The sequence below is a fragment of the Rhizobium sp. BK512 genome, assembly GCF_014194915.1.
Lineage (GTDB): Bacteria > Pseudomonadota > Alphaproteobacteria > Rhizobiales > Rhizobiaceae > Rhizobium.
This window is the reverse complement of record NZ_JACIAS010000014.1, coordinates 52,695-66,654: the sequence shown is the minus strand read 5'-3', so window position 1 is coordinate 66,654 and position 13,960 is coordinate 52,695. Positions and strand designations below refer to the sequence as shown.

Annotated in this window: 13 protein-coding genes and 1 pseudogene; 3 read left to right on the top strand and 11 right to left on the bottom strand. The window is 57.9% G+C overall.

From position 1 onward, the window contains the following. Nucleotides 1-51 precede the first annotated feature (51 nt). Genes FHX06_RS33780 through FHX06_RS33765 form a run of 4 tightly spaced genes read right to left on the bottom strand, consistent with a single transcriptional unit; the run spans nt 52 to nt 4,787 of the window. On the bottom strand, nt 52-1,035 hold the full coding sequence (locus FHX06_RS33780) for an ABC transporter permease subunit (protein ID WP_018115287.1): 984 nt from the start codon (nt 1,033-1,035) through the stop codon (nt 52-54). 31 nt (nt 1,036-1,066) lie between these two features. Then, complete coding sequence (locus tag FHX06_RS33775) at nt 1,067-2,608, bottom strand: sugar ABC transporter ATP-binding protein (protein ID WP_183882480.1); 1,542 nt, start codon at nt 2,606-2,608, stop codon at nt 1,067-1,069. Further along, complete coding sequence (locus FHX06_RS33770; protein WP_183882507.1) at nt 2,605-4,011, bottom strand: FGGY-family carbohydrate kinase; 1,407 nt, start codon at nt 4,009-4,011, stop codon at nt 2,605-2,607. The genes FHX06_RS33775 and FHX06_RS33770 overlap by 4 nt, the downstream gene beginning before the upstream one ends. Then, nucleotides 4,011-4,787 (bottom strand): DeoR/GlpR family DNA-binding transcription regulator, encoded by a 777-nt coding sequence (locus FHX06_RS33765; protein ID WP_018115290.1) that lies wholly within the window; start codon nt 4,785-4,787, stop codon nt 4,011-4,013. Before FHX06_RS33765 ends, FHX06_RS33770 begins: the two co-directional genes overlap by 1 nt. Nucleotides 4,788-4,982: 195 nt before the next feature. On the opposite strand from FHX06_RS33765, the gene FHX06_RS33760 reads away from it, so the two are divergent. Genes FHX06_RS33760 through FHX06_RS33750 form a run of 3 tightly spaced genes read left to right on the top strand, consistent with a single transcriptional unit; the run spans nt 4,983 to nt 8,174 of the window. Next, nucleotides 4,983-6,065 carry a class II aldolase/adducin family protein gene (locus tag FHX06_RS33760; RefSeq protein WP_018115291.1) on the top strand — a complete coding sequence of 361 codons (1,083 nt, stop codon included), beginning with the start codon at nt 4,983-4,985 and terminating at the stop codon, nt 6,063-6,065. After that, the gene (locus FHX06_RS33755; protein WP_018115292.1) at nt 6,062-7,342 is read left to right on the top strand and encodes an FGGY-family carbohydrate kinase; all 1,281 of its coding nucleotides are present in this window, start codon (nt 6,062-6,064) and stop codon (nt 7,340-7,342) included. The genes FHX06_RS33760 and FHX06_RS33755 overlap by 4 nt, the downstream gene beginning before the upstream one ends. Before the next feature lie 16 nt (nt 7,343-7,358). Beyond that, complete coding sequence (locus tag FHX06_RS33750) at nt 7,359-8,174, top strand: TIGR01459 family HAD-type hydrolase (protein WP_246715767.1); 816 nt, start codon at nt 7,359-7,361, stop codon at nt 8,172-8,174. 680 nt (nt 8,175-8,854) lie between these two features. Here the strand turns inward: FHX06_RS33750 and FHX06_RS33745 are convergent. From FHX06_RS33745 to FHX06_RS33715, 7 genes and pseudogenes are all read right to left on the bottom strand, one after another. Further along, nucleotides 8,855-9,184, bottom strand: coding sequence for a type II toxin-antitoxin system RelE/ParE family toxin (locus tag FHX06_RS33745; RefSeq protein WP_183882479.1), 330 nt, complete (start codon nt 9,182-9,184; stop codon nt 8,855-8,857). Further along, nucleotides 9,184-9,456, bottom strand: a pseudogene (locus tag FHX06_RS33740) (type II toxin-antitoxin system ParD family antitoxin); the annotation flags it as partial. The gene FHX06_RS33745 and the pseudogene FHX06_RS33740, both read right to left, overlap by 1 nt. A gap of 222 nt (nt 9,457-9,678) precedes the next feature. Further along, nucleotides 9,679-10,170, bottom strand: a complete 492-nt coding sequence (locus FHX06_RS33735; protein WP_018115296.1) for an MgtC/SapB family protein — start codon at nt 10,168-10,170, stop codon at nt 9,679-9,681. 85 nt (nt 10,171-10,255) lie between these two features. Continuing rightward, nucleotides 10,256-10,411, bottom strand: coding sequence for a hypothetical protein (locus FHX06_RS33730; protein WP_162728591.1), 156 nt, complete (start codon nt 10,409-10,411; stop codon nt 10,256-10,258). 150 nt (nt 10,412-10,561) lie between these two features. Further along, nucleotides 10,562-11,392: an N-acyl homoserine lactonase family protein gene (locus FHX06_RS33725; protein WP_183882478.1), complete on the bottom strand. Its 831-nt coding sequence runs from the start codon at nt 11,390-11,392 to the stop codon at nt 10,562-10,564. 9 nt (nt 11,393-11,401) lie between these two features. Continuing rightward, the gene (locus FHX06_RS33720) at nt 11,402-12,397 is read right to left on the bottom strand and encodes an ABC transporter permease (RefSeq protein ID WP_018115299.1); all 996 of its coding nucleotides are present in this window, start codon (nt 12,395-12,397) and stop codon (nt 11,402-11,404) included. Between the two features lies 1 nt (nt 12,398). Further along, nucleotides 12,399-13,946 carry a sugar ABC transporter ATP-binding protein gene (locus tag FHX06_RS33715; protein ID WP_029868749.1) on the bottom strand — a complete coding sequence of 516 codons (1,548 nt, stop codon included), beginning with the start codon at nt 13,944-13,946 and terminating at the stop codon, nt 12,399-12,401. Between the last annotated feature and the right edge of the window lie 14 nt (nt 13,947-13,960).

Below are 13,960 nucleotides of genomic sequence, written 5' to 3'. Positions count from 1 at the left end.
GGCGCTTCCTGCGCCCCGTTATCCGGTGACCCCGGTTCCTCCAGCCACACGTCAGGTGCGGCTAAGCCCTTTCAGCCTGTAGCGGTCGAGCGCTACGGCCACGATGATGACAAGCCCCTTGATGATGTACTGCCAAATGTCGGAGACACCGACGAGGATGAGACCGTTCGACAGCACCGCGATAATGAGAGCCCCGATCAGCGTTCCCCAGATCGATCCCACGCCTCCGACGAAGCTGGTTCCGCCGAGAATGACGGCGGCGATCGCATCGAGTTCATAGGATTGCCCGAGTTGAAGGCCGTTCGCCGCATACAGGCGTGCTGCGGACATGGCACCGCCTAGCCCTGAAAGCAGGCCGGATATCGAGTATACGAACAGGAGCACAAGCGGGACTTTGATACCTGTCAGGCGCGCGGCCTCGACATTTCCGCCGACAGCATAGATCCAGGTGCCCAACACGGTGCGCTTCAGGATGAACCATGAGATCAGGATCGTCGCCATTGCGATGATGGCAAGCCATGGCACGCCGAAGAAGCTGCCGTTTCCGATGAAGTCGAATGGCAGGTCCGGATTGAATACCGTGGTGTCGTTACCGAGCAGTCGGGCAATACCGCGCATCGCGGTCAGCGACCCAAGGGTGACGATGAAGGGCGGAAGCTTGAGCGCCGAGATGATCGTTCCGTTGACGAAGCCGCAAGCGAGACCTACCCCGATGGCAGCCGGAATTCCCAACATCCCGACGTCGGGCCAAAGGGACACGATGACACCGACCATCGCCGACGCGGCGAGGATCGAACCGACCGAGAGATCGATACCGCCGGTCAGAATAACGAACGTCATACCGGCGGCCAGAACCGTGTTGATCGAGGCCTGCTGCATGACGATCGACAGATTATTCACGCTCAAAAAGCGACCACTTAGCAAGTGGAACCCGATCGCCAAGATCACGAGCACCGGAAGCATGCCAAGCGCCGTTAGAGTCGATCTGAATTTCGCCTTTGCGGCGTTGCCCTGGTCCGTGGATGTCGCGGTCATGTTCTTATCCCGTCGTCTTTGATTTCCGACCTCAAGCGACTTTCGACGCCGATCCGGTGGAGAACGCCATGATGGCTTCCTGGCTTATTGGTTGGTCCGGCGTCGCCAGGACCTCGCCCGCGATGTGGCCTTCGCGCATCACGAGGACGCGGTCTGCGATCCCGATGATCTCGGGCAGATCGCTCGAGATCACGACGATCGCGATCCCCGTTTGCGCAAGCTCATCGATGATCCGGTAGATTTCGGACTTCGCTCCAACATCGACGCCGCGTGTCGGTTCGTCGAAGATGATGATCCGAGGCTTGGTTTCTAGCAGGCGCGCGATCAGCGCCTTTTGCTGGTTACCGCCGGACAGAGCTCCGACATTGATGCCGTCGCTTGACGTGCGAATGGACAACGACTTGATGGCCCTTGCCGCTCGTTCCTTCGCCGCGGCGAAGTTCAGAATGCCCACTTTGCCGGCATCCTTGCCGATAACACCGATGTTGATGTTCTCGTTGATCGTCATATCGAGGAAGAGTCCGAGGCCTTTCCGGTCTTCCGTCAGGTATGCGATCCCGGCGTCCATCGCATCGCGCGGGCTGCCGATGACGGTGTCCTTGCCGTCGAGCATAACCCGTCCGGATGTTTTCGGATCGGCACCGAAGATGAGCCGCGCGAGTTCCGTCCGTCCGGAGCCAACTAGCCCGGCTATGCCGAGCACTTCGCCTGCCTTTGCGTCGAACGAGCATCCGTGAACTCGACGGCCATCTCCGATGTCATGCACTGAGAGCACCGTTTTCGCGGCGCTTTGCGGTGCTCGGTGTTCCTTCTTGTAGAAAGAGGAAAGATCGCGACCTACCATCATCGAAACGAGCTTTTCGGCCGACAAGGCGGACCGATCGAGGGTGCCCACATAAGCGCTATCGCGGAGAACGCTGACCCGATCTGCGAGCGCATAGATCTCCTCCATCCGATGGCTGATGTAGATAATGGCAATACCCCGCGCCTTGAGCCCCGCGATCACCTCAAAGAGCCGCTCCGTCTCCCTGGACGTGAGCGACGTCGTCGGCTCGTCCATGACGATGATCTTGGCGTTCGTGGTCAGGGCCCGCGCGATTTCCACCATCTGGCGTTCACCGAGCGAGAGCGACGCTACAAGCTGCGAGGGGCCGAAGGAAATGCCAAGCTGTTTGAGGATCGGCTCGGCCCGTGCGCGCGCAGCTGCCTTATCCAGGACGCCGTACCTGGCAGGTTCGGCAGCAAGGAACATGTTTTGTGCGACGGTGAGATTGGGCGCGAGCGAGAGCTCCTGATAAATGACGGAAACGCCATTCGCCTTTGCCTTTATCGGGTCTCCCGCAACGATGGGCTTTCCGTCGACGAGAATGGTGCCGCCCGGGTCAGCGGTGTACGCTCCCGAGAGCACCTTCATTAGCGTCGATTTGCCAGCACCGTTCTCGCCCATCAGCGCGTGGACTTCACCGGGATAGACGGTAAGCGACACGTTTGTAAGCGCTTTAGTGCTCGCGAATGTTTTGCTGATATTGCGCATCTCCAGAACGGGTGCGCGGTTGTCGCCTGCCGTGTTCATGCCTGTAACTCTTTCCTCGGGAGTGCGAGTTCCGGTTCGCCGATGTCGATCAACGCCCGCCATGCATCGCGGTATGCTTCGAGGCCGAAAACCTGCAACGAAGCCGCCTCATTCGTTTCGTTCGCAAATGGCTTCTCACCCAGAGTGTCGAAAACCAACGCGGCGGCTCCAAACGCACTGCCTTCGGCGGTCGCGCTGGTGAATATCGGCTGCGAAGGGCGCAACTGAGCAAGAAGCTCGGCGAACAGTCCCGTCTTGACGAGCCCGCCATCGATTACGATCTCGTTCTCGGACTGGATGAGATCCAAGGAAAGATTGGTCATTAGAACGACATACAGAAGTGCGACGGCGGCCCTCTCCTCGCCGTTCGCCTCAGGCCCCACAAAGCGGCTTTCGAACCCCTGCATCGGGCCGCCGGGCGCAAAAGAGGGCAATGCGAATACGCGCTTCGCGATCACTCTCGAGACTGCCTCAAGACTGATTGGCTTGTTCCAGCCGTCACTTGCGATGTCATATTCCCGGCCGCCCATGAACCTTATGGTCGGAGCCGGCTTCCCGTCGACGGTGACGTTTGCGAGCATGTCACGGTGTTCATCCAACGCTTCCAGCGGGCACGCCGAATTGAAAATCACGACCCATGTGCCAGTCGACACGAGCGTAAAGTCCTGGAACCCGAGCGAACGGTAGTAATAGAGCGCGGAATTACTGTCGTGGACACCATTGTGGACAACGACCGGAACCGCGTTTTCCCGATCAGGCCCGATCTCCCAATTGCCCAAAGCAGCACCCGCCCGTTCGAAGGCTGGCATCTTTCCACGCCAGCCTCGGCTATAGACCAGACTGCTGAAATCATCACGCAGCGGTGCCCAGAGGTGAGAGTGGCAGCCGATGTAGGAAACCTCGGACACTTTCCGGCCGGAAAATTTCCAGGACCAAAACTGCGGGTATGAAAGGATGGCGTCGGCGCGACTTTCCACCTCTGGCTTGATGGCCTCTAGCCAGAGGATGTGCCGTCCGTAATTGAAACCCAACGGGAGCTTCGGCGAATAGGTTTCGCTGAAGGCTGGCACCAAAATGTCGATGCTGTCCGCAACCCGCTGAGGCGGTTCCTGTTCGTAATCGAGTACGGGATGCACCAGCTCGTCATCCCGAACGAGTGCAAAGGTGCACCCGTGTCCCGAGAACATGACGTGACCAACGAAATGCTCTTCGGTCGCCTGCGTCAAGGCAGACGTCATCCAAGTGAAGAGCGCGACGTCATCGAGAACACGCAAGCCATCGTACTCGATCCAACTGGGCTTTGTCCTGGCTTCCGAGAGCACGGAACCGTCTGCACTGAAGACGAAAAGCTTCGAGTTCGTTTTGCCGAGATCGAAAACTGCGACCACGTTCGATGGCACCATCATTGGCCTCCTACCGTAGCGATCAGTATGGAAATACCGGCATCTTCGAGCATCTTTGCGCCGACATCCGCAAGACCGTCGTCGATCACGATCGTCCCTATGCGAGACAGCGGAAGAACGACGTTGCGCGGCTGGATTGAGAGCTTCCGGCTATCCGCCAACAGAACAATCTCATCTGCACAGCTGCTCAGCTCGCCAATAGCTTTGGTCAACAAGGGATGGGATTCGAGAAGTCCCTCGGAACTGATGCCTTGCGTTCCCAGGAAGAACCGCGACGCGAAGAAATCGGGCGCTCCTGCGGAAGCGTCGTGGATGATGCCCGGCTCTCGATAAAGCACCCCGCCTGCCAACGTCAGATGACAGGTACCATGCTCACCCACATAGGCCGCCAATGGCATCGAGTTCGTATAAAGGCGAACATTTCGCCGAGCCAGTTGAATTCCGAGCTGATAGCACGTCGACCCCGCATGAACGATCACGGAGTCTCCGTCTCGCACGAGGCCTGCCGCTTTTTCAGCGATGGCACGCTTCGCGTCGACCGCAATATCGCGGTTCTCGTCGTAAGGCCGAGCCGAGAGGCGTGCTGAGGTCGCAGATTCGTTCGCCGAAATCCCGCCATACACTTTGCGCGCTACACCGATCTCATCGAGCTTGTCGATGTCACGACGGATCGTTGCCGGGGAAACACCGAGCAGCTTCTGCAGATCACGGACGGAGGCGAACGGCTTCTCGCGAAGCGTCTCCGTGATCAAACGATGGCGATCGGAATCATTCAAAGCAGGCCTCCAGTGACGCGTCTCCCTCAGCGTCCATGATGAACTATAATCACACGTTCCTTCCTGTCGCAATACTGACGATGCAGATTCTTCATCGTTGACGACATTCAATCACACAAATAGAATTGCGCCAAAGTTTGCTCACGGGACTGATTGGTTCTGAAGCAAGGGGCAGCGCCGCAGGAGGAAGAAGACATGACCGAACCGGACCTGAGGAATACCGACGATTTCAAAGACTTCCTCCGGCTTTCCAGCCGGATCGGTAACGATATCCTCAAGACACAGGGCGCTGGCGGTAATACGTCGATCAAGAGAGACGGCGTCATGTGGGTGAAGGCATCGGGCACCTGGCTCTCCAAAGCCAATGCTGAGGACATCATGGTTCCGGTGGTTGTCGAACCGTTGGTTGCCGCTCTTCGAGGAGGTGATCCTCGCGCGGAGAAGTCCACCGACTTCGTGGTTTCGGAACTGAACTCCAGCGGACTGCGACCATCGATCGAAACCAGTTTTCACGCAGCTCTCAAAAGCCCGGTGGTTGCGCACTACCACTGCGTAAACGCGATAGCACTTGCCGTCCTGGAAGACCGCGACGCACTGCTTGCCACACGCATGAATGACCTTCCCGACATCAAGTGGGTAACAATACCCTACAGGCGACCAGGCACTCCTCTTGCGAAGGAGATCGATAAGGCTGCTGCGTCCAATCCGGACGTGTTGATCCTCTTCAATCACGGCATCATCGTCTGCGGTGATACCGTCGAGGACGTGGAAGATCGCATTGAGCGGATCAGCTCTGCGCTGTCCCGCGAGCCACGCGCAACCAAAACACCGGATATCGACGCCCTCACCGCGATTGCGGAGGGCTCGGGCTTTCACGTGGCTCGAGACGTCGATAGCCACGCGGTCGCGATTTCGGAAGCCAATCGGGAGATCGCGCTCGGCGGCTCCCTATACCCGGACCACATAATATTCCTCGGAACGGAAATTGGCGTCCTTCCCCAAGGGCAAAGCGCGTCGGATTTCGAGGCGGCTTTGCACAAAGAGGGCCGTAATGTGCCTAAGATGTTGATCGTCCCCGATAAAGGGATCCTGCTGTCCAGCACGCTGACGGCGGGCGGGGAAGTAATGGCACGCTGCCTGGCGGAAGTGGTCGGCCGCATACCGGAAGGAAAGAAGGTCGAATATCTGTCACAGGGCGATGCATACGAACTTACCCATTGGGAGGCCGAGCAATATCGCCAAGCGCTCGATAGAGGATCGGTGAGGCAGTCCGCATGAACAGCCAAGTTGGCCCTGCCGTCGCCCTCGGCATCGATATCGGCACGTCTGGTGCTCGCGCAGCCGCTATCGATAGGGCCGGGAATCCCGTCGGCTTCGCGGCCGCGCCGTTTAGGTCGCCGGATGAACTGCGACAACCGGCCTCTTGGTGGAACAGGGTCAAGGAAGCCCTCGAAGGGCTCTCGGAAAAGACGAACCTGGGCTCGATCGAGGGCATAGCCGTCGACGGGACAAGCGGGACCGTACTTTCGCTGGATAACGCAAATGAGCCGACTGGCTCAGTCTTGATGTACAACGACCCCTGCCCCGATCAGGCAGTTGTCAAACGCATTTCGGACAATGCTCCGGTGGGCAGCGCGGCTGTGGGAGCAAATTCGGGCCTCGCAAGAGCAATACATCTGTCTCATGCAAAAGGTGCCGCGGCCATCGTACACCAAGCTGACTGGATATCGATGAAACTTGGCTGCCCAGCGCGTTTCAGTGACGAAAACAACGCGCTGAAAACAGGCTTTGATCTGGAGGTTGAGAGTTGGCCAGATTGGATCGAAGCGGCAGGAATGGATACGACCAAGCTGCCTATCGTGCACCGAGCAGGTAAGAGAACCGCTCCGATCGAAGGCTACTTACGCGAACTCGGACTACCGCAGACCGCTTGGTTTCATGCGGGCACGACCGACGGCTGTGCCTCATTTCTCGCGACCGGCGCATCGAATACTGGCGACGCCGTGACAGCGCTCGGCTCCACTATCGTGTTGAAACTGGCATCGGATGCTCCGATCGACGCTCCACAATATGGCGTATACTCGCATCGTGTCGGAGGTTTCTGGCTAGTTGGAGGGGCGTCGAACAGCGGCGGAAATGTCGTGCGCGCCTTGATTGGAGATGACCGGCTGGACGACCTCACGCAGATGATCGATCCGGCCCAAAAGCTCGGGCTGGACTTCTACCCCCTCCTCCGTCCGGGAGAGCGTTTTCCCATCAACGACCCTCACTATGCGCCGCGACTCACGCCGCGGCCGGCCGACGACGTCCTGTTTTTCCACGCTATTCTCGAAGGGATGACGGAAATCGAAAGGCTGGGTTACCAGCGGTTACACGAACTCGGATCGCCAGCTTTGAAAAGCCTGAGAACGGTCGGTGGCGGAGCACGAAACCCGGCCTGGAGCAAAATGAGAGCCCTGGCAATGAGCGTGGAGATGATAGCTGCGAAGTCGACCGAGGCGGCGGTCGGAACAGCTGCGCTTGTGATATCCGAATTGGACAATGCCTATGTCTAAGCCGCGACCCACTGACTTGGCTCAGTTGAAGCAGGCCTATGACGTTTTTTTCATCGATCAGTACGGCGTCCTCAGAGACGATACCGGCCCTTACGCAGGCGCAGCTGATGCCCTGGCCAATCTGGCATCGTTGGGCAAGACGATCGTCATCCTTTCCAACTCTGGAAGAAGTGGCGAGTACAATTCCGAGCGTCTCATCAAGCTTGGCTTTGCAGCGGACAGCTTCGATTTCTTCGTCACCTCGGGGGATGTCGCGTTCGAAATCCTATCGCGGCCGGAAAACGTGATTGCCAGGGGCTCCCGTTGTCTGACGATCTCCAGTGGCGGAGACAGCAATCTCGCGGATCGGCTTGGACTGCGATCAGTTGAAACCGCATCGGCAGCCGAGATCGTTATCGTCTCAGGTAGCCAAGCCGAACACATCTCGATGGAACGCTACGAGGCGCTGTTGCGCCCCGCCGCTCAAACAGGCATCCCGTGCTACTGTACAAACCCTGATATTCACAAATTGTACAACGGTACTCTTGCGCCAGGTGCAGGGAGCATCGCCAAGCTCTATGAGAAGATGGGAGGACCAGTCATCTGGCTCGGGAAACCCTATCCCGATATCTATGAGCACGCGTTGAGGCTTGCAGGCGCTACAGACAGGCGGTGCGTTGTCTGCATTGGAGACAGCATCGAACACGATATCTTGGGCGCGAAATCGGTCGGCTTGGACTCGGTACTTGTGCGGACAGGGATCTTAGCCGACGCGACCGATGAGCAACTTCGAGAAGTCTGCAATAGGGTCGGCGCTGATCCTACATACGAGATGTTACGCTTTGGCGCTTGAACTCGGCCTGAGGATCATCCGGCCGTAACACTCATATGCCGCGCGAAAACCGGCCGCTAATGCGCGCGGTCGATGATTAAATTGTGGCCTTGGGCTTGCGCGTGATGGCCTCGTCGAGCCAGACGACCAACTGATTTGTCCGTATGGGGGTGCCTAAAATCAGGCATACAGACAAACCAGCGGATAGCGGTAAACTGAGATATCTGGCCGCTACTCCAACCCCCCAATATTGGCGGGGTCAGTCTTGCGGGATTCAGGAGTTAACGAGCGCGCGTCTCTGCCCAGGGACACGAGTAAGATTGCGGAGTTCCGGTAGCATCTTAAGATGACAAAAGAAGTATTCTGCGAGCGGTTCTTCGTAGGCGTCAGATTGCGCTGCCTTACCGGGAATAACCCGTTCGGACCTAGCCCTGATGCCTATCGCGCCAAGATTACTCCCCTCTATTGGGTTACGAAGTTGCTCTATTAGCTCCTTATTGTCGGCTGCCATGCGAGGCTGAACTAAGCCCACGTCAGCAATATACCCAAATCATGCTGCTGCTATGGGCTTTTGCGGCCTGTCTTGATGCCTGGATTGGCTTGAGTGATCTCGTCGACCGGGCGGCGGTCCAAAGATAGTCGCCTTGATGGCATTGGAATCAAAAGTCTGGAAAATCTGCAGCTGCAATCTGTCGTGATAATCAATGATTCTCAGGCTCGTGCATCGACGGTGGAATGTCTCGTTTCCCATGAAGCACACGCCACACATCGACATGATCTTTTTGATCACGATAAAAGACGATATAGGGGTATCGTTTCAGCGAAATGCTGCGCAGGTCAGGCAATCCCAACTCGTATCCATATCGTAGCGATCCCGATTCCGGATGTCGCGCGATCAGATCATAGGCTGCCTCTAAAGCGTCAACAAAGCCGAGGGCAACCTCGATGCCGGCCTCAAGTACATAGTGGTCTACGGCCGCTTCGACGTCACCGCGAGCCAATTCCCGAGGGACGATGTACTTGTTTGCCACTTACTGTGCCGACCACGCACACGATCACGCAGTTCCGTGAAATAGCGCCCATCGGCGGGATCGGATTGTACGGACGATGCTCCGTCAACCAACAGTCCGCGCAAAACAAGACGATCCTGATCTCGCCGAATTAATTCGCGGATATATTCGCTGCTAGTCCCGTAACCACGTCCAGCAACCTGCTCATCGACGAAGCTCTTAAGATGGTCCGGGAGAGAAATGTTCATCGTGCTCATATGAATGCCTATAGCCGCAATGGCAAAATTTGGCAAGATCGACATTTTTTCCTTAACCATCGGCCATGGGCGGCGGCTTAGCGGGTGGTCAAAATTTCACGATGAGCTCGAAAAAATATCTATAGCGCGATCAAATATCCTCTGGTCAGCGTGTCCTGCGCCTGGGATGATTTCCATGCTCCCCGCAAGTTCTGCCCCAGAAACGTTCTAAAGTCCTTGGCAGAGCTTGAAATGAGCGCGGCAGGCGCACTCTCTCCGTCAATGGGTCCTCTCAGCGCTATTCTCGGTGACTGGCAGCTCTTCGTTAATTGCCTTTCCCTCGACTTTGAAGTTCGTCATCACCCGGAGGGTCACAAAAGTGGCAATCGACAGGACGACCGCGGTCTCGTACGCTCCTAGACCAACCGCTGCCCCGATCGCGCCCGTGGCCCAGAGGCTAGCAGCGGTCGCGGTCCCACGAATGCTGGCCTTGCCGACGAGGATCGCACCCCCGCCTATGAACCCGACGCCGTTGATAATTCCCTCCACAATCCTTGCCGTCGCCTCCGCATTCTCCTTGGTCACGGTTTCTGCCGCCTGGATGAACCCGCACGCGGCGATTGCCACGAGTGGAAAGGTGCGAAGACCGGCGCTGCGCTCGTTGCGTTCGCGATCCCAAGCGATCGGCAAAGCCAGCACGTAAGCGACGAGTAGCACGATCAGATGTCGAAGCAGGTCTGTGTGAAACCCGAGGTCTACCATCCAATCCATCGCGTCTTCTCTTCATCGGTTACGATCTAGATGAACATGGGCGGCGACAACATTCCTGCAAGTAGACCGCTTACTTTCCAGGGGACTATTCGTGCCCTCCGGCCGAGGTGCCGATCACGAGCGCCAGGCGGTAGGAACGCCTGGAAGACGGATCGTCGACCATCAGGTGCTCGCTAACCATAAGGACGCCAGAAGACGCAAGGCGCGGCGAACTCGATCCGAGTTCCGCGTCTTCCGACATTTCGTCAACACCGGAATGGTGACAACCTTTTCTTGCTTCGGAAACCGACATCGCCAACGGCTTTCCCTATACTGACGCCGTTGTCTGACTTGAAGACTGGTATGCCGGAAACAACACGATAGAACTCTTCACACGGGCGCGCCACGGCGATTAGGACGCCTTGAGTATCCTGAAGCCCCCGATTTCCTTTACCAGGGGCAAGTGTGACCAGCGGTCGTTATCGTGCATCATGATCAATCGGGACATGTCGCCTGCAATCTCCTCGTTGATGCGATCCATGGTCTCCAACTGCTTCCAGATGCTGCCGATACCATTGTTGAGCGGTGCGAAAACGCCGTCGTGATTGTGGCCGGTGAGGTTGAGCTTCGAATATATGCAATCGCCCACTGCCAGCAATCGTCCGCGGGCGGTTTCAACGATCACGAACTGCTGGCCGAGCGTATGCCCCTCGCCGAGGCGGACATGCATGCCAGGCAGGATGTTGTCCTTGTCACCATCGACCAGCACCAGGCGGTGTTCGACGGCCGCGTCGAAAGCCGAGCGCATGTTGTCCGGGTTTATGATAGCCGTTAGAAATCCGTACTGTGGCGGCAAGGCCATCGCTTCGTTCCAGGAGAGCCATTCGCGCTTCTGGATGAAGATCCGTGCCTTGGTAAAGGCTGAGATCGAACCCATGTGGTCGAAATGGGCGTGGCTGAGCACGATATCGGTGATATCGCCTGCCTTGACGCCAAGCTCTTCAAGCATGCGCACGGGCGAGATCCAGTCGGGAATGCCGAACTTCTTTGAAAACTCTGCACCGCTGCCTTCGTTGAGAAAGCCGGTGTCGATCAGAACGTTCCTGTCACCGTTCTGAGCCAAGACAAAGCCAAAAGGAAGGTCAAGCACTGCCGATGGCGGGGCACCGTTGACGAGGTCGATCAGCGGCTGGTCTTTTGACCGTGCGAATTCGATGACGTGGACGTCCCAGAGATCGGACATCGTAAACTCCTAACGTTGCGAAAGAATGCGGCCGAGGCTTGATAGACCGACCGCAATGATCAGGATGGCGCCCTGAAAGATGTATTGCGAATAGGTCGGCGCGCCGAAGATGTTCAGCCCGTTGAAACCGAAGGCTATGATCAATGCCCCGATGAACGTTCCGAACACATGAAATTCTCCGTCACGTAACGTCGCCGAGCCAAGGAAGACTGCCGCAAAGGCCGTCAGCAGATAGGGATCTGCTGCACTCGTCGTGCCGCTCCCGAGGCGCGAGGCCAAGAGAATGCCGGTCAAGGCCGCGCACATGCCGGAAATGATGAAGCCTAAAATCTTGACGCGGTCGACATTGATGCCGGCGAGCCTGGCCGCGGACGGGTTGCCGCCGACGGCCTGGATTTCCTGGCCGAGTGCCGTTCGCTCCACGAGAATCCAGAGTGCGCCGAGCACGACGACCATGATGACGATATTGTTCGGGATGCCGAACAGAAAACGTCCGAGTGATACTTGCAGAAATGCCTCAGGCACGCCGGCGGTGATGGGAACACCTGCCGAGTAGGCGAAGGACAGGCCTGTCAGGATGGTGCCGACACCGAGCGTTGCGATAACCGAGTTGACCTTGACCTTGGTGACGATAAGCCCGTTGACGAGGCCGATCAGGCCGCCGAGCAGGATGACGATCAAGATTGCCACGCCGATCGGCAGTTTGCTGGAGACGATCAACCCTGTTACCAACACGCCGTGCAGTGAAGCGGCAAAACCGATGGAGAGATCGAGTTCGCCAACGATTACCGCAAGCGTCAGGCCACCGGCGATAATCATCGCCAGCGATGTCTGGTTCAGCACATTGGTGAAATTATAGATCGTCGGAAAGGCGCGCGGCGACAGGATCGAAAAGGCAACGATCATCGCCAGCAGGCCGATAATCGTGGCATAACGGGCAAAAGCGCCGAGCGCGCGTTTTGCGCCTGGAGAAAGACTGCGGGTCGAAACGGCCAGATCGCTCATGTCAGTTCCTTTCAGTGCCGTCGAAAGCATAGCTGGCTTCGACGAGTGCATTGCGGGTGATGCCGGCGCCGGTCAGTTCCCGCACAATGCGGCCTTCCGCCATGACGAGAACGCGGTCGCAGAGGTCGGGTAATTCATCGGGCTCTGAGGACACGACGATGACCGCCATGCCGCGCGCGGCCAATTCCCGGATCAGCCGGTGTATATCTGCCCGGGCACCAATATCGACGCCCCTCGTCGGCTCGTCGAGAATGAGGATTTTCGGCAAGCGCAAAAGCCACCGGCCAATCACCACCTTCTGCTGGTTGCCGCCGGAGAGCAGGCCGACCGGCGTCTCGATCGACTGCGCCTTGATCGAGAGGTCGCGGGCGGTTTGCGACGAAAGATCTGCGCGGCGACGATAATCGATCAACGGCAGCGCTGGATTGCGGATGATATTGGTGAGATTGGAGAGCTGCAGATTGAAGGCGACGCTCTTTGTCAGGAGCAGCCCATCGGCGCGACGCTCTTCCGGCACCAGCCCCAGCCCCGCCTTAACCGCCTGTGCAGGTGTCTTCGGCAGAAAGGCCTGGCCGTCCAGCGTCATCTGCCCCGCATCGGCGCGATCGGCGCCATAAATCAGCCGGATCAACTCCGTGCGCCCGGCGCCGACAAGGCCGCCTATGCCAAGCACTTCGCCGCGATGCAGTTCAAAGGAAACATCCTTCACCTTCGGCAGCCGGCTCAGCCCCGATACCGAAAGCATCGCTTCCTTCCGCACATGATGTTTTTCGTGGCTGAGATTTTCGACCACGCCGCCGACAATCGCTTCGACAAGAGCGGCGCGCGTGAGGTTCGGTCTGTCGATGACAGTCACGAAATTGCCGTCGCGGAAGACGGTGACAGCGGCACACAGCCTGAGGATCTCGTCGAGCCTGTGTGAGACATAAAGGATCGAAACACCCGTATCCCGCAAGTCCTCAATGATCTTGAAGAGCTTTTCGCTTTCTGCCGCCGAAAGCGATGCGGTTGGCTCATCCATGACGATCAGCCGCGCTTTGCGCATCAGCGCCCGGCAGATATTGATCAGCCAGTTTTCCGCCGTCGAGAGGTCCTTCACCTTGGCGTTCAGTGGAGCAACTATGCCGACACGGCGGGCGACCGGCTCGACATCGCGCGCAATCGCCGTCCAGTCGACAATCCCGAACCTGGTCTTTTTCGGCAGGCCCAGCATGATGTTTTCCAGGACGGTCATTCCGGGAATGAAAGCGAGTTCCTGATGGATGAAATTCATGCCGAGATCAGTCGCGACCGCCGGGCTGGCGACGGCGACCGGGTTGCCGTCGATCAACACCTCCCCAGCATCGGCATGGGTGAGACCGGCAAGAACCTTAATCAGCGTCGATTTTCCGGCGCCATTTGCACCGACGAGGCCGTGGATTTCCCCGGCACGGAGCGTCAGCGACACGCCCCTTAACGCCTGGACGCCGCCATAGGTTTTCCGGACATCACGGGCAACAAGAAACGGAGGCGTTACAGACGCCTCCTTTTCCGGGTTGGACGCAAGCATTGCTTCTCTTCCGA